Below are 25,449 nucleotides of genomic sequence, written 5' to 3' on the forward strand. Positions count from 1 at the left end.
ATGCACGTCGTCTTCCGCGAAAGCCACGGGTTAGAGGAATCCGAAACCCCAACCGATCTGGGCCAGAGCCCGGCGGATTTGGTGGTGCTGTCGTTCTCGGACAGCGACCTTGGTGCTTTCGCGGCAGGCTGGCATCGCGGTGGCGGGCCTGACGGTCGGATGCCGACCCTGCGACTGGCCAATCTGACGGCGCTGAAACACCCTCTGTCCGTTGACACCTATGTGGAACAGACGTTGGAGGACGCTAAAGGCATCCTGATCCGTCTGATCGGCGGAGTGCCCTATTGGTCCTACGGACTGCAGCAGGTTCTATCGCTTGCGCAGACCAAAGGGATTGCTGTGGCCGTGCTGCCCGCCGACGGGCGCGAGGATACGCGACTGGATGAGTATTCCACCCTGCCCGTCTCCACCCTGCGCCGCTTAGCGCATCTTTGTGACACCGGCGGCGAGGTTGCAGCACAAGCCGCTTTGGCACAGATGGCACTGGCAGCGGGGCTCTATGCGGGTCCGGTGATGGGGGCTAAATCCCTGCCCGACTGCGGCGCATGGTGCCCCGATCGCGGAGTGATTCCGGCGGAACAGGCGTTTTCCGGTGACTCAAAACGCGTCGTGGTCAGTTTCTACCGCGCTTACCTGACCTCGGCCGACACAGCCCCCGTGGCCGCCCTGATCCGTAGCCTGCGCGCGCGCGGCTTTCAGGCCGTGGGCCTGTTCGCCCCTTCCCTGAAAGCGCCATCCGCCGCCGACTGGCTGCGCGACACCATCGTATCGCTGGCCCCGTCCGCGATCATCAACGCCACGTCCTTCTCGGGCAAAGGCGCGTCGGGTACCTCGCCTTTGGACGCTGCAAATGTGCCCGTCTTCCAGGTCGCACTGGCCACTTCGCGCCGCAAGGCGTGGGCCGAGGCGGAACGCGGCCTCTCCCCCGCCGACCTCGCCATGCATGTGGTGCTGCCCGAGGTGGACGGGCGGATTTCAGCGGGCATCGCCTCGTTCAAGGAACCGGGCAAACGCGACCCGCATCTGGAATATTCCCGCTTTGCCCACCGGGCCGAGGAGGAACGGATCGAGGCCATCCTTGACCGTGTGACCGGCTGGCTGAACTTGCAAGGCAAACCCAAATCCGATCAGGTGCCCGCGCTGGTTCTGTCCACCTATCCCGGCAAAGACTGGCAGATGGCCCATGCGGTGGGCCTCGACGCGCTGGCCTCGGCTGAGGCGATGCTGTCCGACCTGCAAGCCGGGGGCTATGATACCGCCCCTGCCAAACCAATCGCTGATACGCTGCTGAACGCCCGGATCGCATGGCCGCTGGCCGAGTATCAGGCCGCGCTTGCGGACCTGCCCGAACAGCTGCGCACCGACTTGCATACGGTTTGGGGCGCTCCCGAGGATGACCCCGCTTACACCGATAGTGCCTTTCACTTCACCGCCCTGCGTCGGGGCAAGGCTCTGGTCGCGTTGCAACCTGAACGCGGCACGCCCGAGCTACGCGATGACGACTATCATGACCTGTCGCGCACCCCGCGCCACAGCTATGTCGCCTTTTACCTTTGGCTGCGTAAAAGCTTGAATGCCGATGCGCTGATCCACATCGGAGCCCATGGCACGTTGGAATGGCTGCCCGGCAAATCCGTGGCGCTATCAGCCGATTGCTGGCCCGAGGCGCTGATCCGCGACCTGCCAGTGATCTACCCCTTCATCGTCAATGACCCCGGCGAGGCGGCGCAAGCCAAGCGCCGGATCGGCGCGGTCACGCTGGGCCACATCCCTCCCGCTTTGAAAGAAAGCGGTACACCGGATCGGATGGTACGGCTGGAGTCCCTACTGGACGAATTCTCGAACGCCGATGGTCTGGACCCCAAGCGCCGCGACCGTTTGCAAGAGGATATCCGGAATGAGGCTCAGGCCATCGGGCTGGAAAGCGATCTGGGTCTGGATCAGGCCACCTGCTCCGCCGAGGCGATCACCCGCATCGACCGCTTTGTCTGTGACATCAAGGAAAGCCAGTTCGGCGACGGGCTGCACATATTTGGCCGGGTGCCAGAAGTGACCGGCAATTTCGACCCCGCGCCTTCCGCCCAGTCTGAACGCAACGCCCTAATCGACGCACTAGCCGGAAAGCGGATCGAGGCCGGGCCATCCGGTTCGCCCTATCGTGGCCGCTCGGACGTACTGCCTACCGGACGGAACCTCTATACCACCGACCCGCGATCCGTGCCCACGCGCGCGGCTTATAGCCAAGGCGTGAAACTGGCCGAAGAACTGGTGCGGCGTCACCTGCAAGAGGAAGGCGACTATCCCAAAGGGCTGATCGTTGACCTCTGGGGCTCGGCCACTATGCGCACGGCGGGTGAGGAATTCGCCATGGCGCTGCACCTGCTGGGCGTCAAACCCGTCTGGGACAAGGGGTCAGAGCGGGTCTCAGGCATCGAGGTTCTGCCCATCACCGACCTCAGCCGCCCGCGTCTGGATGTGACGCTGCGGGTCTCGGGCCTGTTCCGCGACGTTTTTCCGACGCTATCGGCGCTATACGGTCAGGCGATCCGGGCCTTGTCGGCGCGCGATGAGGCGGCCGACTGGAACCCCTATGCCGGTCAGGAACCCGCCGCCCGCGTCTATGGCCCAGCCCCCGGCAGCTATGGCGTGAACATGACACAATTGTCCGAAATTTACACCGACGAGGCGCGCGTGCAGGCGGGTGCGGCATGGCTGGACGCCAGCTCTTATGCCTTGGAAGGCGAGCATGTCGCGCAGGACAAGGACGGCATCACCCAGCGCGTCGCCAACGCCGACAGTTTCGTCCACCTGCAGGATTTGACCGAGACCGACCTGCTACTGGCCAATGATTACGCCACGCATGAAGCCGGATTTGCCGCCGCCAAAAAAATCACAGGCGGCTCGGCGCAGCTCTATCATCTGGACAACACCAACCCCGCCACCCCACGCGCGCGGACCCTGCCCGAAGAAATCAGCCGCGTGGTCCACGCCCGCGCCGCCAATCCGGGTTGGATCGCCGGGATGCAGCGCCACGGGTTCCGGGGCGCGGCCGAGATCGCCGCGACGCTGGATCACATGGCCTCATTCGCGCATCTATCTGGCACAGTCGCGCCGCACCTTTTCGACCTTTACCACGATGCCACGCTGGGCGACGCTGAGGTCGACGCCTTTCTGGCCGAGGCCAACCCTAAAGCGCATCAGGCCATGCAGGACCGGTTCCGCGCTTTGCTTGAGGCGGGGCTTTGGAACACACGCCGCAACTCGATTCGCGCCGATCTGGAGGGGCTGGGATGAGCGCTCCCATCGTCCAGGGCTGGTGCCCCGGCGCGCACCGTCCGATGATGTCGGGCGATGGGCTGGTGGTCCGGGTGCGGCCGCGGCTGGCCCGTCTGACAGCTGAGCAGACCATGGGTCTGTGCGATCTGGCGGAACGCTTCGGCAATGGCACCATCGACCTGACCAACCGCGCCAACCTGCAGCTGCGGGGTGTGGCCGAGGCGGATCATCAATCCCTGCTGGCCGAACTGGCCGCGCTGGACCTGCTGGACGCCGAGCCGGGGATCGAGGTGCGCCGCAACATTCTGGTCTCACCTCTGTACCAAGCCGGAGACCTGACCGCTCGGCTGGCGCAAGAGCTTATTGACCGGCTGGCCGAACTGCCCGCCCTGCCCGCCAAGTTCGGCTTTGCCATCGACACTGAACCTGAGCGCCTGTTGGCTGGGGATTCAGCCGATATCCGGCTGGAAACAAGCCCAGAGGGTTTGATCTTGCGCGCTGATGGGGCAAACACCGGACGTTTGGTCCAAGAATCGGAATCCATCGACCTGCTGATCGCCTTGGCCGCATGGTTCTCCCAAAACTACACGCCTGAGAGCAGGCGCATGGCCCGCGTGGTCGCGGACTTGCCGCCGGAGTGGCAGGGCGTGGCTCCGGGACCAGTTGGCGCGCCGCTGCAACCCGGTGCTTGCGATCAGGGGACGCTCTATGGTGCGGCCTTCGGACAATTGCCTGCGCGCGCCCTGAAAGACCTGATCGCGCAAAGCGGGGCCGAGGCGCTGCGTGTCACCCCATGGCGCTTGATCCTGTTGGAAGTCGGGGCGGCGATACCCGCCCCAGCCTTTGTCACAGATGGCACCAACCCGCTTATGACGACCGACGCCTGCCCCGGCGCGCCATATTGCCCGCAGGCGCAGGTGGAAACCCGCGACATCGCGCGCCTGCTTGCCGCGCGTATCAATGGCAGCCTGCATGTCTCGGGCTGCGCCAAAGGATGCGCGCGCATGAGCCTGGCCGATGTGACGCTGATAGGCAATGCCGGACGATTTGATCTTGTCAAACAGGGCCGCGCGGGGGATGAGCCCTGCCAGACCGGCCTGACCGAAGAAACACTGATGAATATGGACTTCACCTGATGCCCTATACTTATGAAACCGATGGCGCTGCGATCTATAAGGAAAGCTTTGCCACCATCCGGACCGAGGCTGATCTTGCCCGGTTCGACGCCGACGAGGAACAGGTCGCCGTCCGCATGATCCACGCCGCCGGCATGGTGGGGCTGGAAGAGTTCGTGCATTTCTCGCCCGGTTTTGTGGCCGCCGCCCGCACTGCAATGGAAGCCGGCGCACCCATCCTGTGCGATGCGCGCATGGTCAGCGAGGGCGTGACCCGGTTCCGTCTGCCCGCTGACAATGAGGTGATATGCACCCTGCATGACGAACGTGTGCGCCCCTTGGCCGCTGAGATGAGCAACACGCGCTCGGCTGCCGCGCTGGAGCTGTGGCGCCCACATCTGGAAGGCGCCGTTGTCGCCATTGGCAACGCACCTACTGCGCTGTTCCATCTGCTGAACATGCTGGAAGACCCCGACTGCCCACGCCCCGCCGCCATCATCGGCTGCCCCGTGGGCTTTGTCGGCGCGGTCGAATCCAAAGACGCCCTGTGGGAGGCACAGCCAGTGCCCTCCTGCATCGTCAAGGGCCGCCTGGGCGGCAGCGCCATCACCGTCGCCGCCATCAACGCCATCGCGAGCCGCGCGGAATGAGCGGCACCATCTATGGCGTGGGCCTCGGCCCCGGTGATCCCGACCTGATGAGCGTCCGGGCCGACCGCCTGTTGCGCAACGCGCGCCACGTGGCGTTTTTCCGCAAGCCCGGTCGCAGCGGACAGGCGCGCAAAATCGTCAATGGGATGATACCCGAAGATGCCGTCGAATTCCCGATGGAGTACCCGGTCACAACCGAGATCCCAGTGAGCGATCCGCGCTATAACGAGCTGCTCTCGGCGTTTTACGAAGACTGCGCCGCGCATCTGAAGGCTCTGTCCGAACAGGGCGAAGACGTGGTGGTCTTGTGCGAGGGCGATCCGTTTTTCTACGGCTCTTTCATGCATCTTTACAACCGGTTGCGCGACGAATCTGATGTCGAAGTCGTGCCTGCCATCACCGGCATGTCGGGCGCGTGGACAGCGACCGGAGACCCGATCACCTGGGGTGATGACGTGCTGACCGTACTGGTGGGTACTCTGCCCGAGGACGATCTGGCGCAGCGCATGGCACAGACAGACGCGCTGGTCGTGATGAAGATCGGGCGCAATATCGACAAGGTGAAACGCGCGCTGAAAACGGCGGGCCTCTATGACCGCGCGTGGATCGTGGAATTTGCGCAAATGCCGAACCAGACGGTGACGAAACTGTCTGAGGCTTGTGAAAAGGTCACACCCTATTTCTCGATCATCATCGTGCACGGTCAGGGGCGCAGGCCATGAGCGGCTGGGTCAAGATCGCCGGTCTTGGACCAGGGGCTGATGCGCTGGTGACGCCCGAGGTGACTGCCGCTTTGGCCGAGGCCACAGATGTGGTCGGCTATATTCCCTACGTGGCCCGCGTGGCCGAGCGCCCCGGCCTGACACTGCACTCCAGTGACAACCGCGTCGAGATCGACCGCTCGCAGCACGCGCTGCAAATGGCGGCTGAGGGCAAACGCGTGGTCGTTGTGTCCTCGGGCGATCCCGGCGTGTTTGCGATGGCGGCGGCTGTGTTTGAGGCGCTAGAAGATGGCCCGTCCGAGTGGCGCAATATCCAGATTGATGTGCTGCCGGGGATCACGGCGATGTTGGCGGCCTCGGCCCGTGCGGGCGCGCCAATGGGGCATGATTTCTGCGCCATCAACCTGAGTGACAACCTCAAGCCATGGTCATTGATCGAAAAGCGTCTGCGGCTGGCCGCGCAGGCGGATTTCTCGATGGCATTTTACAATCCGCGCTCGAAGTCCCGCCCCGAGGGCTTTGTAAAGACGCTGGAAATCCTGCGTGAAGAATGCGAGCCCGAACGGCTGATCCTGTTCGCCCGCGCTGTGTCGCGCGCAGATGAGGCCATTCGGATTTCAACATTGGCCGAGGCCACGCCCGAGATGGCGGATATGCAAACGGTGGTCATCGTCGGCTCGTCCCGCACCCGCGTGATCGAGCGCGACGGCGCGCCCATCGTCTACACCCCGAGGTTCACACCGGAATGAGCCAGCCAGTCCAGAACCTGAGCGACGCTCGACATCTCGACCCGCTGCGGCAGGGCGGGACGGTCGATCATCAGCACCGGCAGGCCCAGCGCCCGCGCCGCGTCCAGCTTGGCCCGCGCGCCAAGGCCGCCTGCGTTCTTGGAGACGACCAACTGGATCCCATGGCGCTGCATCAGCGCCTGATCGTCGGCCAGAGTGAATGGCCCGCGCGCGACAACAACCTCGCAATGCGGCAACGGCAGGTCGCCCGGTTCATCAACCAGACGCAGCAAGTAACGGTGCTGAGGCTGGGCGGCGAACTCCTCAAGATGCATCCGGCCCACGGCCAGAAACACCCGCTGCGGCGCACCGGACAGGGCGGCCACCGCGCCGTCGATATCCGGAACATGCTGCCAGCGGTCTCCGTCCTGTTCCTCCCACGCCGGGCGGGTCAGCGCGGCCAGAGGCACGTCGGCCTTATGGCAGGCGGCCACCGCGTTGGCGCTCATCTGGGCGGCAAAGGGGTGCGTGGCGTCGATCACGTGGGTGATCGCGTGATCGCGCAGGTAGGTGGTCAGGCCGTCCACGCCTCCGAACCCGCCCACGCGCATCGGCAACGGCTGCGGGCGCGGGTTATCAACGCGGCCCGCATAGGAATAGGTCGCTTGGATGCCCCGTTCGGCCACGGTTTTAGCCAGGGCGTTGGCCTCTGTCGTGCCGCCAAGGATCAGGAGGTGTGTCATGCATGAAGCTCCGTGGCTGACCGTTCTGGGCCTGGGTGAGGATGGGCTTGATGGCCTGTCACCCGCAAGCCGTCAAGTGCTGGACCGCGCTGAAATCATCATGGGCCCGCCGCGCCACCTGTCGCTGATCCCCGACAGCCAGGCCCGGCGGGTCGAATGGCCGGTGCCTTTTGCCGACGGGCTGCCCGTGCTGACGGGGTTCCGGGGGCAACCCACTGTGGTGCTGGCCTCGGGCGATCCGTTCTGGTTTGGTGCCGGATCGGTCATCGCGCGTAATTTCGAGGCTGGGGAATGGACCGCCCTGCCCGGCCAGTCGACCTTTTCCTTGGCCGCCGCGCGGCTGGGCTGGCCGCTGGAGGCGACGCTGACTTTCGGCCTGCACGCCGCCCCCCTGACGCGGCTGCGACCGCATCTGTCGCCAGGCCTGCGCGCCATTCTGTTGCTGCGCAACGGGGCTGCGGTGACGGAACTGGCGACCTACCTGACCGAAACCGGCTTTGCCGACACCCGCCTGCACGTGATGGAAGCGCTCGGCGGCCCTCGTGAACGTTCCCGCAGGGTATCCCTGACTGAGGCGCTGCTGGGCGGGTTCGATCACCCGGTTTGTGTTGCGCTTGAGGTCGCGGGCGATGGGCGCGCGCTGCCTAAGTCTTCGGGCAAGCCCGATGAGATTTTCGAGACCGATGGACAGATCACCAAACGCCCCATCCGCGCCCTGACCCTGTCAGCGCTGGCCCCGCAGCGCGCTGAACATTTGTGGGATATTGGCGGCGGTACCGGTTCGATCAGTATCGAATGGCTAATGTGTGACCCGACGCTGACGGCCACCACGATTGAACCCCGCGCGGACCGGGCCGAGCGGATTCGTCGCAATGCCGATGCGCTGGGTCAGGATCGGCTGACCGTCATCCACGGCACTGCGCCCGATGCGCTGGACGGGTTGTCCCTGCCGGATGTGGTGTTCATCGGTGGAGGTCTAAGCGCCGCGCTGCTGGACTGGCTGTATGCCACTTTGCCCGCTGGTACCCGCTTAGTCGCCAATGCAGTGACACTGGAGAGCGAGGCGTTGCTGGCGCAGTGGCATGAGAAACGCGGCGGCGATCTTTTGCGGATTGAATTGGCGCAGGCTGCGCCATTGGGGCCGCGCCGGGGTTGGAAATCCGGCTATCCGGTGGTGCAGTGGAGCGTCACGCTATGATCGTCGCGGGCCTTGGCTTTTCCTCCACCGCGACGGTGGACAGTCTGCGCGCGGCCTTTGCGGCTGCCGCCTCTGACCACCCCGTCAGCGCCTTGGCGACCGTCGCGGACAAAGAGGGCCATGCTGCGCTTGCAGAATTCGCAGCCGTAACCGCCCTGCCCCTGCATTTCATCGCGCCCGCCGATCTGGCCGGGCAGCGCACGCTCACCTACTCGCCCCGCAGCCGCGCCAGTTATGGCACCGGCAGTGTGGCCGAAGCATCCGCCCTTGCCGCCGCTGGATCTGGCGCGCGGCTGCTTTCACCACGACAGATATCAGACGACCGGCTGGCCACCTGCGCCATCGCCATCGGAGGACAAAAATGACCGTTCATTTCATCGGCGCCGGACCGGGCGCTGCCGACCTGCTGACCCTGCGCGGGCGCGAAATCATCGCGTCCTGTCCCGTGTGCCTCTATGCGGGCTCGCTGGTGCCCGAGGAAATCCTTGGCCACTGCCCCGAGGGAGCCAAGATCATCAACACCGCGCCGATGGATCTGGATCAGATCATGGCCGAGATCGATGCCGCCCATAAGGCTGGTCAGGATGTGGCCCGCCTGCATTCGGGCGATCTGTCGGTCTGGTCCGCCATGGGCGAACAAATCCGCCGGTTGAAAGAGATGGGTATCCCGGTCAGCGTCACGCCCGGCGTGCCGTCCTTTGCCGCGGCAGCCGCGGCCTTGGGCACGGAACTGACACTACCCGGCCTCGCGCAATCGGTGGTGCTGACCCGCACGCCGGGCCGCGCGTCTTCGATGCCCGAGGGTGAGACGCTTGAGAACTTCGCCCGCACCGGCGCAACGCTGGCCATTCACCTGTCGATCGGCAATTTAGACAAGGTCATCGCCGACCTGACCCCAGCCTATGGGGCCGATTGCCCGGTGGCCGTTGTCTATCGCGCCAGTTGGCCCGATGAACGCATCATCCGTGCAACGCTGGAGACGCTGAAAGACGCGCTGGACGACGGCATCGCCCGCACCGCGCTGATCATGGTCGGCCCAGCGCTTGCGGGGGAAGGGTTCGACGAAAGCTGTCTGTATTCCAAGGATTACGACCGCCGCTATCGCCCGCAAAGCGCCGACAGCCCGTGGTCCAGCTGGAGCCCCGAGGATGAATGACGCGATGACTAACCCTCCGGGCCTTCTGATTTCTGCACCGTCCTCGGGCACCGGCAAGACCACGGTCATGCTGGGCCTGTTGCGTGCGCTGGCCGAGGATGGGCTGACCGTTCAGCCTTTTAAAAGCGGACCAGATTATATCGACCCGGCCTTTCACCGGGCGGCTGCGGGGCGTGCCTCGTTCAATTTGGACAGCTGGGCCATGGGAGAGCCTCTGTTGGACGCCATTTCTGCACAGGCCGAAGGCGCGGATATCGTGGTCGCCGAGGGCTCAATGGGGCTGTACGACGGCGTCGCCAAGCCCGGTGAACTGGGTCATGGGTCCAGTGCGGAAACCGCGTTACGGATGGGTTGGCCGGTGGTGCTGGTGCTGGATGTGGGCGGTCAGGCGCAATCGGCGGCGGCGACGGCTTTGGGGTTCAAGATGTATAACCCCGATCTGCCCTTTGCGGGCGTGATTCTAAACCGCTGCGCCAGCCCCCGGCACGAGCGGTTGACGCGGTTGGGAATGGAACGCGCGGGCCTGCCGGTTCTGGGCGTGCTGCCCCGTCGTGGAGACCTGACCCTGCCCGAGCGGCATCTGGGCCTGATCCAGGCGGTTGAACATCCCGATCTGGAAAGCGCAATTGTGGGCTATGCCGCGTTTCTGCGCGAACATGTCGATCTTGAGGCGATCAAGCGGGCGGCGTCCTCAGGCCCGAATGGGCCATCGTCCGCCGCGCTGCCGCGGCCACCGGCGCAACGGATCGCGCTGGCCCGCGATGCGGCGTTTTCCTTCACCTATCCGCATTTGCTGGAAGGCTGGCGGGCGGCTGGAGCCGAGGTGTTGCCGTTCTCGCCCTTGGCCAATGAAGCCCCTGCGGCGGATGCCGATCTGGTTTGGTTGCCGGGCGGATATCCTGAGCTGCACGCAGGCATTCTGGCCGCCGCATCCGTCTTTCAGGAAGGGTTGCGGAACCACGCGCAAACCAAGCCCGTGCATGGAGAATGCGGGGGTTATATGGCGCTGGGACAGGCTCTGATCGACAAAGAGGGTGTCTCGCATCAGATGGCCGGGTTGTTGGGGCTGGTGACGTCCTATGAAAAGCGCAAGTTCAATCTGGGCTATCGTCGCGCCGAACTGCTGGCCCCGATGCCCGGCTTTGCCGTAGGCACGGGCCTGCGGGGGCATGAGTTCCACTATTCCTCAATCATCGAGCAACCTGACGCGCCTTTGGCCCGTGTGTTTGACGCAGAAGGGGCCGAAGGGCCGCAGACCGGATCGGTGCGTGGCAACGTGACCGGCACGTTCTTTCACCTGATCGCGGAGGCCTCAGTATGAGTGGGTTTGTCTCGTTCATCGGCTCAGGTCCGGGCGATCCGGAATTGCTGACGCTCAAGGCCGTAGATCGGATGCAAAAGGCGGATGCGGTGCTGTTTGATGACCTCAGCAGCGGGCCGATCTTAACCCATGCGCGCGAGGATGCCGATCTGGTGGGCGTGGGCAAACGGGCGGGTCGCCCCTCGCCCAAGCAGGACCATGTCAGCCGGTTGTTGGTGGATTACGCCCTGACCGGGCAGCGGGTCGTGCGGTTGAAATCCGGCGATGGCGGCATGTTTGGACGTCTGGAAGAAGAACTGGTTGCCCTGCGCGCGGCTGGGATCGAATACGAGATCATCCCCGGCATCCCCTCAGCTGTAGCGGCGGCGGCGGCGGCTGGCATCCCGCTGACCCGTAGGCTAACCGCGCGACGGGTGCAGTTTGTCACCGGCCATGATGTCAGCGGCAAACTGCCCGAGGACCTGAACCTGCCCGCGCTGGCCGACCCGGATGCGACCACCGTCGTCTTCATGGGCAAGCGCACCTTTCCTCTGCTGGTCGAAACGCTGCACGCACATGGCCTGCCGCTGGAAACGCCAGCACTGATGGCCGAATCCGTCTCGACCCCCGAGCAGAAGCTGCATCGCAGTACTGTAGGCGCGCTGTCCAATAAACTGGCGGACGAGATAGGCACCGCCCCGGCGCTGATCCTTTACGGCCCGCTGGCAGAGTTTGACGATGTTTGACCTGACCTTGATCGGCATCGGCACCGGGAACCCTGACCACGTGACCTTTCAGGGCGCGCAGGCGATCCGCTCGGCGGACCTGATCCTGATCCCCCGCAAGGGCGAGAATAAGGCCGATCTGGCCGGGCTGCGCGAAAAGATCATTGCGCAGGTGACCGACACGCCGCCGCAGATCGCCTATTTCGACATCCCCAAGCGCCGGTCCGACGACGGATATCTGCGCGGGGTGGATGAATGGCACGACGCGATTGCATTGCGCTGGAGCGAGGCAATCGCCGCCCATCCTGGAGCACGACATGTAGCTCTACTGATCTGGGGCGATCCGTCGCTTTATGACAGTTCCCTGCGGATTGCAGAGCGGCTGGACCCTCAACCGACGACGCGGGTGATTCCTGGCATTACAGCGCTGCAGGCGTTGACGGCTGCCCACGTGATTCCGATCAACGATCTGGGTGCCCCCTACATCGTGACCACGGGGCGGCGGATTCGCGACGAAGGGTGGCCGGACGGTGCGTCAAACGTGGCGGTAATGCTGGATGGTGAGTGCTCGTTCCAACATCTTCAGATGGCAGATTATGACATCTGGTGGGGGGCGTACGTGGGCATGAAAGAGGAAATTCTGATCAAGGGGCCCTTGGCTGAGGTTGCGCAGCAGATTCTGGACACCCGTGCAGCTGCGCGCGCCGATCACGGGTGGATCATGGATATCTATCTTCTCAAAAAGTGCGTGAACTGACCAAATTGGTCGCGAATGGCGATTGCGCCACGCGGGTTTTGAAGGCTAGATGAACCCGTCTGGTCCCGTCGTTCACAGCGACGAGCTAAGAGGGAATGTGGTGCGATCCGAGTTGATCCAATCCACAGCCGCCCCCGCGACTGTAAGCGGTGAGTCTTGCTCAACCAGCCACTCCTGAATTTTCAGGGGGAAGGCGAGCACAGGCCCTGACCCGCAAGCCAGGAGACCTGCCAGGCGTGATTTGAAACACCGGCCGTCGGGTGCGACGGCACAGGAGAATTGAAAATGACAACACAAACACAAACCGCCTCGCGCGCTGGTATCCTGCCGGTCATGTTCGCTGTGGTTCTGGGTCTTGGCATCATTTCGGTGACTGGCCACGTTCAGGCCGCTGCCCTGCATGACGCAGCCCATGACGTGCGTCACGCAACCGGCTTCCCCTGCCACTAAACCCATGTTTACCCGTATCCTGACCAGCGCGTTGTTCGCTGGTGCTGCAGCGGGGCTGATTGCCGCCTTGCTGCAGTTGGTCTTTGTGCAACCTGTGTTGCTGCACGCGGAACTGTATGAATCAGGCGAATTGGTCCATTTCGGCGGTGACGTCGTAAGTGCTCACCCCGAGCTGCCGGGAATGTTCTCGGACCTGTTCCGCGATGCGCTGAGCGTCATTTTCACGATGCTTATCTATACCGGTTACGCGCTGATGATGATTGCGCTGATGTCCGTGGCTGAGGGCAACGGCCACAAGATTGACGGGCGCACCGGTGTTTTGTGGGGGCTTGCGGGGTTCGTTGCCGTGCACCTCGCACCCGGATTCTCGCTCGCGCCAGAAGTGCCCGGCGTGGCAGCAGCCGATGTCGCTGCGCGTCAAATCTGGTGGTTTGCGACCGTCGCAGCAGCAGGTGTTGCCATGTGGCTGATTGCCTTTGGCGGCACCCTGATCAGCTATGTGATCGCAGCCGCCCTGCTGTTGGCCCCACATCTGATCGGCGCGCCCGAGCCGGACGTGTTCACCGGCCCCGTTCCGACCGAGATCGGCGCGCTGTTTGCCGCACGCGCTTTTGGCATCGGACTGGTAGCCTGGGTTCTGGTCGGGGCATTCGCCGGGTACTTCTGGCGATATGAAAGCCAGCGTGCCGAAGCTGCGGCCTGACAAGCACGCTTATGAACACGCCGAGACCAGCTCGGCGTGTTTGCTACTACCATCAAGGAACATAAAATGGCACGCTCACTTGCCCTGTTTGCAATCGGCATAGTTTTTGGCAGTGGTGCAGGATTTGTGGTTGCGGCTGCAAATGGCGTCACTTTCGACGGCCATGACCATGGCGATCCTGCACATCACAGTCCATCTCACGCCGAGGCAGCCGCACACGATCATTCGACTGCCATCAACCTGCCTGCCGGCGCTGATGCTCCGGCGCTTGAGATCGCTCTTACGCCCGATCCTATGGCGGGCTGGAACCTGTATGTCATGCCGCAGAACTTTCGGTTCTCACCACAAAATGCCTCAAAGACCGATGTCGACGGCGAGGGGCATGCACATGTCTACGTAAATGGAGAGAAACTGGCCCGGTTGTACGGTAACTGGATGCATATCGACCATCTGCCGCAGGGCGAGGTCGAAGTCTCGGTCTCTCTGAACGCAAACAGCCACAGCCCGCTGATGGTCGACAACATCCCCGTCAGCGCGGCGGTCACACTACAGGTCGACTAAAGCGCCGGGATACGCGCCCGCAAACACATCCGGAGCCGCCCGCAAGGCCGGGCGTCTTCGATCCAGCCTTTGGGGCTTTCCAGATAGGTCCGGCAGGTCGCCACGATATCATCGGCGTCCGAGGCGACATCGACCCCTGAAAACACATATGACGCCCCGCCATCGGCCTGCAGCGCGATGGCCACTGGTTCAGAGCATCCGCTGAAACAGGCGTGCTGGTCGACCGCTACCTGCGCGCCCAGCCCAGCGCGGGTCAGGGCGGATTCGACAGCTTTGACCTCAGCCCCGTAATCGCGGGCACCGGCACAGGACGAACATATCAACAGGCGCATCTGATCCAATTCGGACCTCATCGGGTGGCATTTGCCTGTTTCTGAGGGTTTCCAACTGCCGGCGCAATCGGGAAAACGCACAAGATTGTGAGTGCGCCCTGTCCCGCTTTCTGGCATCACTGTCGCAACCCCGAAACAGGAGGCCCGGATGAAAGCCCTTTGGACTGCGATTGCCCTGATGGCGACCCCTACTTTGTCAGACGAGCCCCTGTCGGGCTGGGCCAGCTACGCAACCGACAAAAGTTACGACGCGTTGGTTGCCGACACCAAGGATGCCATCAAAGCTAATGGTCTGATCGTGGTCACGCAGGCAGGCCCGACCAACGCCGCCGCATCGCGCGGGATCACTATCCCCGGCAATCGGGTCATTGGTGCCTTCAACAACGACTATGCGGTGCGCGTGCTGGAAACATCAGTGAACGCGATGATCGAGGCGCCGATCCGCTTTTATGTCACCGAGAACGAGGACGGCACCGCCACCCTATCTTACAAGACTCCCAGCTTTGTCTTCGCGCCCTATGTCTATGAGGGCGGAGACCCCCTGCGCGAGATCGCTGAGGAGCTGGATGGCAAGTTTCAGGCTGTGGCTGAAACAGCAGTCAAATAGTCACACTGGCGTGATCCGCCTTGCGTCTGGGGCCGTCCTCCGCAATCTGCTGTGAAACAGTTTTTCGGAGCATGACTTATGCAAGACCTCTCGCCCCGCGCAGCGGACCTTCTGGCCCAACGTTTGTACGAGGCCGGATGTCGCCACGCCTTTGGAATGCCCGGTGGTGAGGTTCTGACTCTTGTCGATGCGCTGGAACAGGCCGGGATCACCTTTCACCTGACCAAGCATGAAAACGCCGCCGGTTTCATGGCCGAGGCCGTGCATCACCGCGATGGCGCGCCTGCCATTCTGGTTGCCACCCTTGGCCCCGGTGCGATGAACGGGATCAACGTGGTCGCCAATGCCTTGCAAGACCGTGTGCCGATGATCGTGCTGACCGGATGCGTCGATGCCGATGAAGCGCTGACCTATACCCATCAGGTAATGGATCACGCACAGGTCTATCGCTCAATCACCAAGGGGACGTTTGCACTGACCGCCAAAGGCGCAGACATTATTGCCGATAAGGCGGTTACGTTGGCCAATCAGCCGCGCCCCGGTCCAGTGCATATCGACGTGCCGATCTCGGTCGCGGATACCCGCGTGTCGGGCGTGAAACCGCGCCGCCGCGCCAAGATTGCCACCGTATCCCCCGCGGGCGACTGCGTCGAGAAAGCCCGCCGTTGGGTGTCACAGGCCGAACGGCCCATCGCAATTGTCGGGCTGGATGTTCTCTATGACGACTCGCGCAACGTGGTGCAGGCATTTCTGGAGCATTTCGACATCCCATTTGTGACGACCTACAAGGCCAAGGGCGTAGTCCCCGAGGATCACCCTCTGTGTCTGGGCGGCGCGGGCCTGTCGCCGTTGGCTGACAAACATCTGGTTCCGCTGGTCGAACAGGCCGATTTGGTGCTGTGTCTGGGCTATGACCCGATCGAAATGCGCCCCGGCTGGCGTGAGATCTGGGACCCTGAGGAAAAGCGTGTGATCGACGTCTCGGCCGTGCCCAATGACCACTACATGCATCAGGCGGGGCTGAATCTGGTCGCGCACACGGGCGAGACGTTGGAGGCCATTGCCAAAGGCACCCCGTCGCGCAAGACATGGCCGGGCGGCGAGCCCGCACAAGTCAAAGCCGCTTTGGCGCAGGCGTTTCCAGCGGATGACGACTGGGGGCCCGCGGCGGTGATCGCCGAAACCCGTGCTGCCCTGCCCGCCAACACGCTGGCGACCGCCGACAGCGGCGCGCATCGTATTTTGCTGAGCCAGATGTGGGACTGCTCCGAGGAACGCGGTCTGATCCAATCCTCGGCCCTGTGTACCATGGGCTGTGCCGTGCCGATGGCGATTGGCCTGAAACTGGCCGAACCCGACCGCCCTGTGATCAGCTTCTCGGGTGATGCCGGGTTCCTGATGGTTGCCGGAGAGCTTTCGACAGCAGCCGAGATGGGGGGAAACCCAATCTTTCTGGTCTTTGTCGATGCAAGCCTTGCGCTGATCGAGCTGAAACAGCGCCAGCGCCAGATGGGCAATACGGGCGTGGATTTCGACCGCCACGACTTTGCCGCCATGGGCCGCGCGTTCGGCGGAAACGGCCACACGGTGCGCAACCGCGAGGAGCTGCGCGCGGCGCTGGACGCGGCGGTCAAGGCCGACAGCTTTACCGTCATCGCCGCCGAGATCGACCGTGGAGGCTATGATGGCCGGATCTGAGGGGCCGCTGACGGGCGTCAAGGTTCTGGACCTGTCCCGCATTCTGGCAGGACCGACCTGCACGCAATTGCTGGGCGATCTGGGCGCCAACGTGATCAAGATCGAAAACCCGGCAACCGGCGGCGATGATACGCGGCAGTGGGGTCCACCTTATGTGACGGACGCAGATGGGAATGCATCGGACCTAAGCGCTTATTTCATGTCGGCCAACCGCAACAAGAAATCTGTTGCCATCGACATCGCCACCCCCGAGGGTCAGGCGGAAATCCGACGCATCGCCTCGCACGCGGACATTCTGATCGAGAACTTCAAACCCGGCGGGCTGGCGAAATACGGCTTGGATTACAAAACCTTGTCGCAGGAATTTCCCAGCCTCGTTTATTGCTCGATCTCGGGTTATGGGCAGGATGGGCCGAACGCATCGAAACCCGGGTATGACCTGATGGCGCAGGGCTATGGCGGGATCATGTCGCTGACCGGCGACCCCGAAGGCGCGCCGATGAAGGTGGGCGTGGGCATCGCTGACGTGATGTGCGGCATGTACGCGACCGTCGGTATTCTGGCCTCGCTACGTCACCGGGATCAAACAGGTGAGGGCCAGCAGATCGACCTTGCGCTGGTCGACGCGCAAATTGCGTGGCTGATCAATGAGGGCGTGAATTACCTGACCTCTGGCAACGTCCCTCAACGGCGCGGAAATGGGCACCCGAATATCGTGCCCTATGACGTCTATCAAACGGCGGACGGGCACGTGATCCTGGCGGTTGGCAACGACAGCCAATTTAGACGGTTCTGTGACTTCATCGGGCAGCCTGCCCTAGCGGACGATCCCCGTTTTGCGACCAACCCATCACGTCTGGAACATCGTGATGCGCTGAATGTAATTCTGCGCCCAGCCGTGCAAAACTATGACACTGAAACCGTCATTGCCGAGCTTGAGGCGCGCAAAGTGCCTGTGGGCCCGGTGCAGACGTTGGATCAGGTTTTTGCCACCGATCAGGTCGCCGCAAGGCAGATGCAGATCGCCATGCAAGCCGACCCGGCACAGGTGAATCTGATCGGAAATCCGCTGAAACTGTCCAAAACGCCTGTAACATATCGCAGTGCTCCACCGACCTTTGGCGCGGACACTCAGGCCGTTCTGAACGCCGAAAACCCGTTTGAAGACTGAAACACAATGCCTAATTCGGCGGCATGTTGCTGAAACATGCCGTTGAATCGGCGGTTTTTTTCACGTTTTGCACACACAGCATTTCACCAATTCGAGAGGTCGGTCGATACTGATACGACCCGACTAGAGTCTCTGGTAAGTCGAATATTGTACTAATTCTCACACGGATCGGACCACGAGCATGAAACAAGACGTTTTCGGACAGATGAACACCCTGAGCCATTCGGCAAGCGCCGAGGCCTGGGATGGCGTGCTGCTCGGGTTCATGGCGCATGCGGCGGTGACGCCTCAGCATCTGGGAAAAGTCTTAGAGCTTGAGCCCGATTTTGTCCTGGGCCATGCGATCAAAGGTCTGTTCATGGTTCTGCTGGGCCGCCGCGAGATGATGCCAGTCGCCATCGAAGCTCTGGCCGCGGCCAATGCCGCAATGGAGCGTCAACCGGTAACCTCACGCGAACGCCTTTATGTACAAGCGCTGGAGCTGTATCTGTCCGATCTGCCCTCGCAAGCCGTTCAGAAGTTCGAGGAAATCCTGCGCGCCCATCCGCAAGACTCGCTGGCGATGAAGCTTAGCCATGCCACCCGCTTTGTTCTGGGCGACGCCGAAGGCATGCGTCGCTCGATCGAACGTGTGATGCCGGCGTATGAGCCTGATCACGCGGGCCGTGGATATCTGTTGGGCTGCCATTCTTTCGCGCTGGAAGAAACCGGCGCCTATGAGAAGGCCGAGATTGCAGGCCGTCAGGCGCTGTGGATGGTGTCAGATGACGCATGGGGCCTACACGCGGTGGCCCACGTGCATGAGATGACCGGTAACGCACAGTTGGGTCTGGATTGGCTGGCCCGGCGCGAGGACGCTTGGGCGCATTGCAACAACTTCCGCTATCACGTCTGGTGGCACAAAGCGCTGATGCATCTGGATCTGGGGCAGGTCGATCAGGTGATGGAGCTTTATGACAACTACATCCGTCAGGACAAAACCGACGATTACCGCGATATCTCGAACGCGACCTCGTTGTTGTCCCGTCTGGAGCTTGAGGGGGTAAATGTCGGCAATCGTTGGGAAGAACTGGCCGACCTGAGCGCCAATCGCACCGAAGACGGCTGCCTGATCTTTGCCGACCTGCACTATCTCCTGGCCCTCACTGGCGATAACCGGGACGAGGCGACCGGAAAGATGCTGAAACGCATCCAGAAAGACGCCCAGCGTAATCAGGGCGACACCCCGATCCGCATGTCCGATCCGGGCGTTGCAGCAGCCAAAGGGTTGGAAGCATTTGGCGACGGCCTGTACGGCCAAGCCTTTGATTTCCTTTCTACAGCACGTGACGGAATGCAACTTGCAGGTGGCAGTCACGCGCAACGTGATGTATTCGAGCGCATCACAATTGATTCCGGCCTGCGCGCCGGGCGTCTGGATGCAGTCGAGCGCATCCTGGATGACCGCCGCGCAAAACGAGCCGGTGGCGAGGACAATTACGCCCTTGCGCGCCGCGCATTGATCGACGCGGCACGCGATGACGGAGACGCACAAAGCGTTCCGGCTGAATAACAAAAACAAAAAGACCAAAGAAGGACAGAACACGTATGGCGACAGCATCGCCCGCTTCTGATTTTGCGCCTGTGGCAGCTCAAGTAGCCGCCCCTGCCCGCGTGCGCGACCCACGGCTGGATTTCTATCGCGGCATCGCGATGTTCATCATCCTGATCGCACACATCCCGAACGACCCCTGGGCTAGATGGATTCCAGCGCGGTTCGGCTATTCGGATGCAACCGAGATTTTCGTATTCTGCTCGGGGATGGCCTCGGCCATTGCGTTTGGTGGGGCCTTTGCCCGCAAGGGTTGGTGGATGGGAACGGCTCGCGTGGCGTTCCGCATCTGGCAGGTCTACTGGGCGCATATCTGCCTGTTCTTCTTTGTGGCCATGTCGATGGCGGCGCTGGACCAGACAGGTTTCTTCGAGAAAACATATATTTCCTCGCTGAACCTCCAGCATTTCTTCAACGATCCTGCGCCACAGATGGTCGGTCTGTTCACGCTGACATACGTGCCGAACTACTTTGACATCCTGCCAATGTATCTGGTGGTTTTGGCGCTGATGCCCGTTTACATGGGCCTATACCGCGTCGGGTTCTGGGCCGTGGCCGCCACTTCGATTGCGATTTGGCTGGTGGCACAAACTGGCGCGCTGGCCCTACCGGCCGAGCCTTGGTCGGACCGTCAGTGGTTCTTCAACCCCTTCGGCTGGCAGTTGCTGTTCTTTACCGGCTTTGCCTTCATGCGCGGGTGGATCCCTGCCCCGCCCGTATCGAAAACCCTGATCTGGGCTGCCGTGCTGTTCCTGATCCTGTCGGCCCCGTTTGGATCTTGGAAGGTCTTTACCTGGATCAACAATGCCGCGCCTGAATTGGGTGCCGTGCTGCGCAAGGGCTGGCACTTGACCTCGGAACTGCGGGGCAAGACCGAGTTTGGCCTGCTGCGCTATGTTCACTTCCTCTCACTGGCCTATCTGGGCTGGGTTGTCGCGGGTGAGCATGGCCATCGCCTGATCGCAACCGGTCAGGGTGCAGCCGCGAAAGTTTGGGAATTCCTGCTGACCGTCATCACCAAGGTCGGGCAGCAATCGCTGGCGGTCTTCGTCTTTTCCATGGCAGCAGCGCGCCTGATCGGCGTTGGACTGGACCTGAGTGGGCGGGATGTTGCCAGCGTCTTCATCGCCAACATGATTGGCTTTGCCATGATCATCGGCGTGGCCTATCTGGCCGGTTGGTTCAAGTCACAGCCTTGGAAGTCTAAAAAATGAATTTCACACGTCGCGCATTTCTGGCCTCAACTTCGGCGCTTGCTTTCGCTCCGGCCACCTTTGCTGCCGGTGGCGAGGTCCCCTTTGACCGCAACGATGTGATCGCGCTGGCCCGTGAACTGGCCAGCCAACCCTATGCCGAGCGTGAAATGGTTCCGCAGGAATGGCAGGACCTGACGTATCAACAGTATCGCTCGATCCGATTCCGGCTGGACCGTGCGCTGTGGTATGAAACCCAGACGCCGTTCAACGTAGATTTCTTTACGCCAGGCCTGTACTTCCCGCGCACTGTTAAGGTTTCAACGGTCGAGGACGGGATGACCACCCCGGTTACGTTCGATCTGTCGATGTTCGACAAATCCGAAGACGTGCCGACCCTGCCCATCGACGACACGCTGGGGTTCTCTGGCTTGCGCCTGCGCACCGAAATGCACCGCCCCGGTAAGACCGATGAGTTCTGCGTCTGGCAAGGCGCCAGCTATTTCCGCGCCATTGGTCTGCACGAGGTTTACGGGCTGTCCGCGCGTGGTCTGGCCCTAAAAACAGGGGACCCGGATGGTGAGGAATTTCCCGAATTCATCCGCTTTTGGCTGGAACGACCCAAACCCGGCCAGCGCAACATGGTCGTCCACGCGCTGATGGACAGCCCCAGCGTGACCGGGGCTTATCGGTTCAACGTCACCGCCGGGGCCGACTGCATCATGGATGTCGAAGCAACGCTCTTCCCCCGAGAAGAGCTGCCCCATGTGGGTATCGCGCCCGGCACTTCGATGTTCCTGTTCGACCAGACCAACCACAGCCGGTTTGACGATTTCCGCCCCGCCGTTCATGACAGCGATGGCTTGATGGTTCGCAATGGCGCGGGTGAGGTGCTGTGGCGGCCTTTGGCCAACCCTACCCGCCTGCAGATTTCGTCGTTCGTGGATACGAACCCACGCGGCTTTGGCCTGATGCAGCGGAAACGCAAGTTCTCGGACTATGCGGATCTTGAGGCGAATTATCACAAGCGCCCCGGCCTGTGGGTGGAACCAAAGGGCGATTGGGGTAAAGGCACCGTGACGCTGGTGGAGATTCCGGCGGATCAGGAAATCTACGACAACATCGTCGCCTATTGGCGCCCGGCCGAGCCCTATGCCGCCGGCAGCCAGATCGACATGTCCTATCGTTTGATCTGGGGCGAAGAACCCCAGCGCACGCCCATGCCACGGGTGATCAACACCGCGATGGGCGACAATACCTTCGGCGACGGACGTCTGGCAGTAATCGATTTTGAGGCCTCCGACCTGTTCGATGACCCCGAAGCGATGACTATTTTTGTGGACTCACCCCATGCCGAGACCTCAGACGGCGTGCTGCAACGCAATCCCGATACCGGCGGCTTGCGGCTGGCATTCTCGTTCCAGCCGGGCGAGCGGAACCACGTGGAGCTGCGCGCGCAGCTTCTGAAGGACAAACAGCCAGCCTCTGAGGTGTGGCTCTACCGTTGGACCTCATGAGCCGCGATCTGCATATCATGCCGTCTGAGGCCCCTCTGGCGATGCCCGCGCAGGATTTCAGCGCCGGGTTTCGGGATGCACAGGTACCGAATGGCAAGCGCGCCTCGGCCGGGTTCTGGCGCGCGCTGGCCTTTTCGCCTGCGATGGCGGCCACTCTGGGGCTGCTTTGGGTGATGTCCGACTGGTTCGGGGCCGAAGGGATCAACCTGATCGAAGGCATCCTGCTGGCGTTGATCTCGTTTAACTTTTTCTGGATTTCTTTCACGGTCTGCACCGTGCTCCTGGGCATGGTATCCTTGTCGCGGCAGGAACAGCCCAAACGCGAAGGCCGCCCTCAGCCCCTGCGCGTGGCGCTCTTGACGCCCGTCTACAACGAGGTGCCGTGGAACGTGCTGGGCAATGCCCGCACCATGCAGGAGGATCTGAGTAAGCGCGGTGGTCAGCATCACTATGCCATGTTCATCCTATCCGACACGCGCGACCCCGAGATCGCCGCGCAGGAACAAGACAGCGTCGAGGCGCTGCGCACAACCCTAGCGCCGGGACTTGAGCTGTATTACCGCCGTCGTCCTGAAAACACTGACCGCAAAGTGGGCAATATCGCCGATTGGGTCAGCCGCTGGGGGGCTGATTGGGATGCGATGCTGGTGTTGGACGCCGACAGTCTGATGACCGGCCGTGCCATCACCCGCCTAACCGACGCCTTGGCGCGTGACCCCGGAGCCGGTCTGATCCAGAGCTACCCGCAGCTGATCGGCGCGCAATCGGTCTTTGCCCGGATGCAGCAATTTGCCAACGGCGTCTACGGCATCGCCTTTGCCGAAGGTCTGGCCCGTTGGTGCGGGCAAGAAGGCAATTATTGGGGCCACAACGCCATCATCCGCACCCGTGCCTTTGCTTCCAGCGCGGGGCTGCCCAAGCTGCGCGCCTTCAATGGTCAGGAAAAGCTGATCATGAGCCACGATTTTGTTGAGGCCGGACTACTGCGCCGCGCCGGGTGGGCCGTGCGGTTTCTGCCACGCATTCGCGGGTCGTATGAAGAGACGCCCCCTACGCTGATCGACCACGCGCTGCGGGACCGGCGCTGGTGTCAGGGCAATCTGCAACACCTGAAACTGCTGGGCTCGACCGGGTTCCGCGCGGTGTCCCGCTTCCACATGTTCCATGGTGCGGTCGGGTATCTGATGTCGCCCTTGTGGTTTGCTCTGCTGGTTATGTGGGCGCTGATCGGTCAGGGTGAGGACGCCTCGGTCCTGTATTATTTCAGCCCCGACAATCCACTGTTCCCGCAATGGCCCGAGATGTCGGAAACCCGCCATGTGCTGATCATTCTCGTTATGTATGCCATGTTGCTGGCCCCCAAGGTGCTGGGCGTTCTGGCCCTGCCGCTCAGCGGTGTGCGCTATTCGGATTTTGGCGGCGGCTTCAAATTCCTGACTTCGTTTTTGTCCGAGGTCATTCTGTCGATCCTCTACGCGCCAATCCTGATGGTGCAACAGATGATCGCTGTGTTCCGCACCGCATTCGGTGTGCAAAAGGGCTGGTCCCCACAGGCGCGCGACGGGGGCAGCTATGGGCTGCGCACTCTGATCCTGTGCCATGCTCTGGAAACCGTCAGCGGCGTAGCGTTGAGTGTCGGCATCCTGTCCGGGCTGGTCTCGGTCTGGCTGGCCCCGATAGCGATCAGCCTGGCCTTCGCGATCCCGCTTTCTGCACTCAGCGGAGTGTCTTCGGGCCCTGCGCGCCGCATGGTCGGGATGAAAGAGGATGTTAAGGAACCCGCGATCACACGCTCGGCCCGCCGTCACAGAGACGAGTTGAAGCGCTTGATCGAAGGTAAAGGCGTGATGACCCCGGCAGAGTGATCAGCCGCCGGGCAGGCCTTCGTACCAGTCCACCATCATGTCCGCCCACCCTTTGGGCACTGTGTGCCCTCCAGGGAACAGCGCAAACTCCAGTGCACTGCCATCTGCACAGCCGCTCCAATACCGGCGCATAAAAGGGCCGGTCGTCGAAAACCCGCTGGGTTTGGTGTCGACGCAGCCATTGGCGATGCGCCAGATTTCCAGCCCGGCAAAGATATCGCCCTGATGGAACCGGCCACCGCCCAGCAAACGCCCTTCGAGCGGGACCACATTGTCGGTCCAGCCATGGGTGTGAAACATACGGATCGGCCCTTCGCAGGCCTCAGGGTGAGGTCGCCAGAACCCGCCTGATACGGGCACATAAGCCGAAAACGTATCGGGCGCATCGCAGGCCAGATAGTTGACCATGAACCCACCGGCCGAGAAACCACCCAGAATAACGCGCTCGGCATCAATCCCGAACTTGTCAGCGGCGTCCTGAACGACCTCGGTCAGGAAGGCGGTTTCATCCCTGTCGCCTAAGCCGGGGTAGAAGTTCCAGCTTTTGACACCGGGGCGATTGGCGCGCTCAAGCCCCTCGGGCGCCATCACCGCATAGCCTCGCGACAACAAGGGTTTGACCATGCCGCGGTTCTTCATCGTACCGGTTCCGCTGCCGCCATAGCCGTGCAGGAAAACTACCAGCGGCGGATTTTCCGCCTTAGGCAGTTCGATATGGTATTCGCCCATTTCAGTGCTACAGGCACCATCCTGATCAGCGCAGGCGGCATGGGCCGACTGCCCGGCGATTGCGGCCACGACAGCCAGCATGGCGGCGCGGATCATTGAACGGCCTCCTCATAAGTTCCAACCGGCAACCCCGACCGGACCCAACCGGGCCCTGCGGCCGAGCCTAGCATCCCTTCGGGTACATCGATGATATTGGTAAAGCCTGCTTCGCTCAGCCGGTTGCTGAGCCGCGCGGACCGAACCCCGCGCGCGCAGATCAGAGCAATAGGCGCAGACCTGTCGCCGTCGGTCAGTTGATCCAGCGCCTGAACAAAATCATCACGGCGCATGTCCAATGGATAGGCACCCTCACCCACGCCTGTCGCATCCCACTCGCGCGGGGTTCGAATATCCAGCAACAGCACGTCGCCCGACACGGCCTGTTCATGCGCCGCCTGCACACTGAGATGCCCACCCGCATAGCTGGGCGGGATCAACCGGTATTCCCGGATCGCAAAACCCGCTGCAACGGCGGCCCCGCCGCCGAAAAGAATCCACCTGCGGGTGCGGATCGTCTTGTCTGGCACGTCGTGCCCTCCTGTGTGGTCAGATACGTATTACCATATTGAACACCGCAAATCCGCGTTCAATTCAGAGAGCCGGATCAAGTTCATGTCAGGATT

General features: G+C 62.4%; 25 protein-coding genes and 1 riboswitch. Of the genes, 21 read left to right on the forward strand and 4 right to left on the reverse strand.

The annotated features are described in order from the left end of the window. From cobN to cobJ, 5 genes are read left to right on the forward strand one after another with little or no spacing between them, the layout of a single operon-like run. On the forward strand, positions 1-3,294 hold the full coding sequence (cobN, locus tag ACR3E7_RS08030) for a cobaltochelatase subunit CobN (RefSeq protein WP_480502656.1): 3,294 nt from the start codon (positions 1-3) through the stop codon (positions 3,292-3,294). Continuing rightward, complete coding sequence (locus tag ACR3E7_RS08035) at positions 3,291-4,412, forward strand: cobalamin biosynthesis protein CobG (RefSeq protein ID WP_480502657.1); 1,122 nt, start codon at positions 3,291-3,293, stop codon at positions 4,410-4,412. Before cobN ends, ACR3E7_RS08035 begins: the two co-directional genes overlap by 4 nt. Then, positions 4,412-5,041, forward strand: coding sequence for a precorrin-8X methylmutase (locus ACR3E7_RS08040; protein WP_170788925.1), 630 nt, complete (start codon positions 4,412-4,414; stop codon positions 5,039-5,041). Before ACR3E7_RS08035 ends, ACR3E7_RS08040 begins: the two co-directional genes overlap by 1 nt. After that, positions 5,038-5,763 carry a precorrin-2 C(20)-methyltransferase gene (locus tag ACR3E7_RS08045; protein WP_170770236.1) on the forward strand — a complete coding sequence of 242 codons (726 nt, stop codon included), beginning with the start codon at positions 5,038-5,040 and terminating at the stop codon, positions 5,761-5,763. Before ACR3E7_RS08040 ends, ACR3E7_RS08045 begins: the two co-directional genes overlap by 4 nt. Next, positions 5,760-6,512 carry a precorrin-3B C(17)-methyltransferase gene (gene cobJ, locus ACR3E7_RS08050; RefSeq protein ID WP_170770234.1) on the forward strand — a complete coding sequence of 251 codons (753 nt, stop codon included), beginning with the start codon at positions 5,760-5,762 and terminating at the stop codon, positions 6,510-6,512. Before ACR3E7_RS08045 ends, cobJ begins: the two co-directional genes overlap by 4 nt. On the opposite strand, the gene ACR3E7_RS08055 is transcribed toward cobJ, so the two are convergent. After that, positions 6,485-7,234 carry a cobalt-precorrin-6A reductase gene (locus ACR3E7_RS08055; RefSeq protein ID WP_480502658.1) on the reverse strand — a complete coding sequence of 250 codons (750 nt, stop codon included), beginning with the start codon at positions 7,232-7,234 and terminating at the stop codon, positions 6,485-6,487. The two genes, cobJ and ACR3E7_RS08055, sit on opposite strands and share 28 nt — an antisense overlap. On the opposite strand from ACR3E7_RS08055, the gene cbiE reads away from it, so the two are divergent. From cbiE to ACR3E7_RS08100, 9 genes are all read left to right on the forward strand, one after another. Then, positions 7,233-8,432, forward strand: a complete 1,200-nt coding sequence (gene cbiE, locus ACR3E7_RS08060; protein WP_480502659.1) for a precorrin-6y C5,15-methyltransferase (decarboxylating) subunit CbiE — start codon at positions 7,233-7,235, stop codon at positions 8,430-8,432. The genes ACR3E7_RS08055 and cbiE overlap by 2 nt on opposite strands. After that, positions 8,429-8,797, forward strand: a complete 369-nt coding sequence (locus tag ACR3E7_RS08065) for a cobalamin biosynthesis protein (RefSeq protein ID WP_480502660.1) — start codon at positions 8,429-8,431, stop codon at positions 8,795-8,797. Before cbiE ends, ACR3E7_RS08065 begins: the two co-directional genes overlap by 4 nt. Next, positions 8,794-9,588 (forward strand): precorrin-4 C(11)-methyltransferase, encoded by a 795-nt coding sequence (gene cobM, locus ACR3E7_RS08070; RefSeq protein WP_480502661.1) that lies wholly within the window; start codon positions 8,794-8,796, stop codon positions 9,586-9,588. The genes ACR3E7_RS08065 and cobM overlap by 4 nt, the downstream gene beginning before the upstream one ends. Further along, positions 9,581-10,909 carry a cobyrinic acid a,c-diamide synthase CobB gene (locus ACR3E7_RS08075; RefSeq protein WP_480502662.1) on the forward strand — a complete coding sequence of 443 codons (1,329 nt, stop codon included), beginning with the start codon at positions 9,581-9,583 and terminating at the stop codon, positions 10,907-10,909. Before cobM ends, ACR3E7_RS08075 begins: the two co-directional genes overlap by 8 nt. Further along, the gene (gene cobA, locus ACR3E7_RS08080) at positions 10,906-11,634 is read left to right on the forward strand and encodes a uroporphyrinogen-III C-methyltransferase (RefSeq protein WP_480502663.1); all 729 of its coding nucleotides are present in this window, start codon (positions 10,906-10,908) and stop codon (positions 11,632-11,634) included. The genes ACR3E7_RS08075 and cobA overlap by 4 nt, the downstream gene beginning before the upstream one ends. Then, positions 11,627-12,370, forward strand: coding sequence for a precorrin-6A synthase (deacetylating) (gene cobF, locus ACR3E7_RS08085; RefSeq protein WP_480502664.1), 744 nt, complete (start codon positions 11,627-11,629; stop codon positions 12,368-12,370). Before cobA ends, cobF begins: the two co-directional genes overlap by 8 nt. Positions 12,371-12,413: 43 nt before the next feature. Beyond that, positions 12,414-12,619, forward strand: a riboswitch (cobalamin riboswitch). 36 nt (positions 12,620-12,655) lie between these two features. Continuing rightward, complete coding sequence (locus tag ACR3E7_RS08090; RefSeq protein ID WP_170770220.1) at positions 12,656-12,820, forward strand: CbtB domain-containing protein; 165 nt, start codon at positions 12,656-12,658, stop codon at positions 12,818-12,820. A gap of 4 nt (positions 12,821-12,824) precedes the next feature. Continuing rightward, positions 12,825-13,523 carry a CbtA family protein gene (locus ACR3E7_RS08095; RefSeq protein WP_480502665.1) on the forward strand — a complete coding sequence of 233 codons (699 nt, stop codon included), beginning with the start codon at positions 12,825-12,827 and terminating at the stop codon, positions 13,521-13,523. A 66-nt stretch (positions 13,524-13,589) separates the two neighbouring features. After that, positions 13,590-14,084, forward strand: coding sequence for a hypothetical protein (locus ACR3E7_RS08100; protein WP_480502666.1), 495 nt, complete (start codon positions 13,590-13,592; stop codon positions 14,082-14,084). Here ACR3E7_RS08100 and ACR3E7_RS08105 read toward each other — a convergent pair. Further along, positions 14,081-14,416, reverse strand: coding sequence for a DUF1636 domain-containing protein (locus ACR3E7_RS08105; protein ID WP_209194612.1), 336 nt, complete (start codon positions 14,414-14,416; stop codon positions 14,081-14,083). The two genes, ACR3E7_RS08100 and ACR3E7_RS08105, sit on opposite strands and share 4 nt — an antisense overlap. 148 nt (positions 14,417-14,564) lie before the next feature. Between ACR3E7_RS08105 and ACR3E7_RS08110 the strand changes: the two genes are divergently transcribed. From ACR3E7_RS08110 to mdoH, 7 genes are all read left to right on the forward strand, one after another. After that, the gene (locus ACR3E7_RS08110; RefSeq protein ID WP_480502667.1) at positions 14,565-15,023 is read left to right on the forward strand and encodes a DUF302 domain-containing protein; all 459 of its coding nucleotides are present in this window, start codon (positions 14,565-14,567) and stop codon (positions 15,021-15,023) included. Positions 15,024-15,101: 78 nt separating this feature from the next. Further along, complete coding sequence (locus ACR3E7_RS08115; protein WP_480502668.1) at positions 15,102-16,721, forward strand: thiamine pyrophosphate-binding protein; 1,620 nt, start codon at positions 15,102-15,104, stop codon at positions 16,719-16,721. Further along, on the forward strand, positions 16,708-17,892 hold the full coding sequence (locus tag ACR3E7_RS08120) for a CaiB/BaiF CoA transferase family protein (protein WP_480502669.1): 1,185 nt from the start codon (positions 16,708-16,710) through the stop codon (positions 17,890-17,892). The genes ACR3E7_RS08115 and ACR3E7_RS08120 overlap by 14 nt, the downstream gene beginning before the upstream one ends. 181 nt (positions 17,893-18,073) lie before the next feature. Next, positions 18,074-19,444, forward strand: coding sequence for a tetratricopeptide repeat protein (locus ACR3E7_RS08125; protein ID WP_480502670.1), 1,371 nt, complete (start codon positions 18,074-18,076; stop codon positions 19,442-19,444). 35 nt (positions 19,445-19,479) lie between these two features. Continuing rightward, complete coding sequence (locus tag ACR3E7_RS08130) at positions 19,480-20,697, forward strand: OpgC family protein (protein WP_480502671.1); 1,218 nt, start codon at positions 19,480-19,482, stop codon at positions 20,695-20,697. Continuing rightward, the gene (locus ACR3E7_RS08135; RefSeq protein WP_480502672.1) at positions 20,694-22,193 is read left to right on the forward strand and encodes an OpgD/OpgG family glucan biosynthesis protein; all 1,500 of its coding nucleotides are present in this window, start codon (positions 20,694-20,696) and stop codon (positions 22,191-22,193) included. The genes ACR3E7_RS08130 and ACR3E7_RS08135 overlap by 4 nt, the downstream gene beginning before the upstream one ends. Next, a complete protein-coding gene (gene mdoH / locus ACR3E7_RS08140) occupies positions 22,190-24,058 on the forward strand; it encodes a glucans biosynthesis glucosyltransferase MdoH (RefSeq protein ID WP_480502673.1) in 1,869 nt (622 codons plus the stop codon). Before ACR3E7_RS08135 ends, mdoH begins: the two co-directional genes overlap by 4 nt. Here the strand turns inward: mdoH and ACR3E7_RS08145 are convergent, their stop codons facing one another. Then, on the reverse strand, positions 24,059-24,883 hold the full coding sequence (locus ACR3E7_RS08145) for a CE1 family esterase (protein ID WP_480502674.1): 825 nt from the start codon (positions 24,881-24,883) through the stop codon (positions 24,059-24,061). Next, positions 24,880-25,353, reverse strand: a complete 474-nt coding sequence (locus ACR3E7_RS08150; protein ID WP_170770199.1) for a rhodanese-like domain-containing protein — start codon at positions 25,351-25,353, stop codon at positions 24,880-24,882. Before ACR3E7_RS08150 ends, ACR3E7_RS08145 begins: the two co-directional genes overlap by 4 nt. Positions 25,354-25,449 lie beyond the last annotated feature (96 nt).

It is taken from the genome of Ruegeria sp. BK1 (genome assembly GCF_056535645.1).

What these genes read in the sequence shown, in the direction of transcription:
- cobN (WP_480502656.1), top strand. Translation starts at nt 1, where the DNA reads ATGCACGTCGTCTTCCGCGAAAGCCACGGGTTAGAGGAATCCGAAACC.
- ACR3E7_RS08035 (WP_480502657.1), top strand. Translation starts at nt 3,291, where the DNA reads ATGAGCGCTCCCATCGTCCAGGGCTGGTGCCCCGGCGCGCACCGTCCG.
- ACR3E7_RS08040 (WP_170788925.1), top strand. Translation starts at nt 4,412, where the DNA reads ATGCCCTATACTTATGAAACCGATGGCGCTGCGATCTATAAGGAAAGC.
- ACR3E7_RS08045 (WP_170770236.1), top strand. Translation starts at nt 5,038, where the DNA reads ATGAGCGGCACCATCTATGGCGTGGGCCTCGGCCCCGGTGATCCCGAC.
- cobJ (WP_170770234.1), top strand. Translation starts at nt 5,760, where the DNA reads ATGAGCGGCTGGGTCAAGATCGCCGGTCTTGGACCAGGGGCTGATGCG.
- cbiE (WP_480502659.1), top strand. Translation starts at nt 7,233, where the DNA reads ATGCATGAAGCTCCGTGGCTGACCGTTCTGGGCCTGGGTGAGGATGGG.
- ACR3E7_RS08055 (WP_480502658.1), bottom strand. Translation starts at nt 7,234, where the DNA reads ATGACACACCTCCTGATCCTTGGCGGCACGACAGAGGCCAACGCCCTG.
- ACR3E7_RS08065 (WP_480502660.1), top strand. Translation starts at nt 8,429, where the DNA reads ATGATCGTCGCGGGCCTTGGCTTTTCCTCCACCGCGACGGTGGACAGT.
- cobM (WP_480502661.1), top strand. Translation starts at nt 8,794, where the DNA reads ATGACCGTTCATTTCATCGGCGCCGGACCGGGCGCTGCCGACCTGCTG.
- ACR3E7_RS08075 (WP_480502662.1), top strand. Translation starts at nt 9,581, where the DNA reads ATGAATGACGCGATGACTAACCCTCCGGGCCTTCTGATTTCTGCACCG.
- cobA (WP_480502663.1), top strand. Translation starts at nt 10,906, where the DNA reads ATGAGTGGGTTTGTCTCGTTCATCGGCTCAGGTCCGGGCGATCCGGAA.
- cobF (WP_480502664.1), top strand. Translation starts at nt 11,627, where the DNA reads ATGTTTGACCTGACCTTGATCGGCATCGGCACCGGGAACCCTGACCAC.
- ACR3E7_RS08090 (WP_170770220.1), top strand. Translation starts at nt 12,656, where the DNA reads ATGACAACACAAACACAAACCGCCTCGCGCGCTGGTATCCTGCCGGTC.
- ACR3E7_RS08095 (WP_480502665.1), top strand. Translation starts at nt 12,825, where the DNA reads ATGTTTACCCGTATCCTGACCAGCGCGTTGTTCGCTGGTGCTGCAGCG.
- ACR3E7_RS08100 (WP_480502666.1), top strand. Translation starts at nt 13,590, where the DNA reads ATGGCACGCTCACTTGCCCTGTTTGCAATCGGCATAGTTTTTGGCAGT.
- ACR3E7_RS08105 (WP_209194612.1), bottom strand. Translation starts at nt 14,416, where the DNA reads ATGCGCCTGTTGATATGTTCGTCCTGTGCCGGTGCCCGCGATTACGGG.
- ACR3E7_RS08110 (WP_480502667.1), top strand. Translation starts at nt 14,565, where the DNA reads ATGAAAGCCCTTTGGACTGCGATTGCCCTGATGGCGACCCCTACTTTG.
- ACR3E7_RS08115 (WP_480502668.1), top strand. Translation starts at nt 15,102, where the DNA reads ATGCAAGACCTCTCGCCCCGCGCAGCGGACCTTCTGGCCCAACGTTTG.
- ACR3E7_RS08120 (WP_480502669.1), top strand. Translation starts at nt 16,708, where the DNA reads ATGGCCGGATCTGAGGGGCCGCTGACGGGCGTCAAGGTTCTGGACCTG.
- ACR3E7_RS08125 (WP_480502670.1), top strand. Translation starts at nt 18,074, where the DNA reads ATGAAACAAGACGTTTTCGGACAGATGAACACCCTGAGCCATTCGGCA.
- ACR3E7_RS08130 (WP_480502671.1), top strand. Translation starts at nt 19,480, where the DNA reads ATGGCGACAGCATCGCCCGCTTCTGATTTTGCGCCTGTGGCAGCTCAA.
- ACR3E7_RS08135 (WP_480502672.1), top strand. Translation starts at nt 20,694, where the DNA reads ATGAATTTCACACGTCGCGCATTTCTGGCCTCAACTTCGGCGCTTGCT.
- mdoH (WP_480502673.1), top strand. Translation starts at nt 22,190, where the DNA reads ATGAGCCGCGATCTGCATATCATGCCGTCTGAGGCCCCTCTGGCGATG.
- ACR3E7_RS08145 (WP_480502674.1), bottom strand. Translation starts at nt 24,883, where the DNA reads ATGATCCGCGCCGCCATGCTGGCTGTCGTGGCCGCAATCGCCGGGCAG.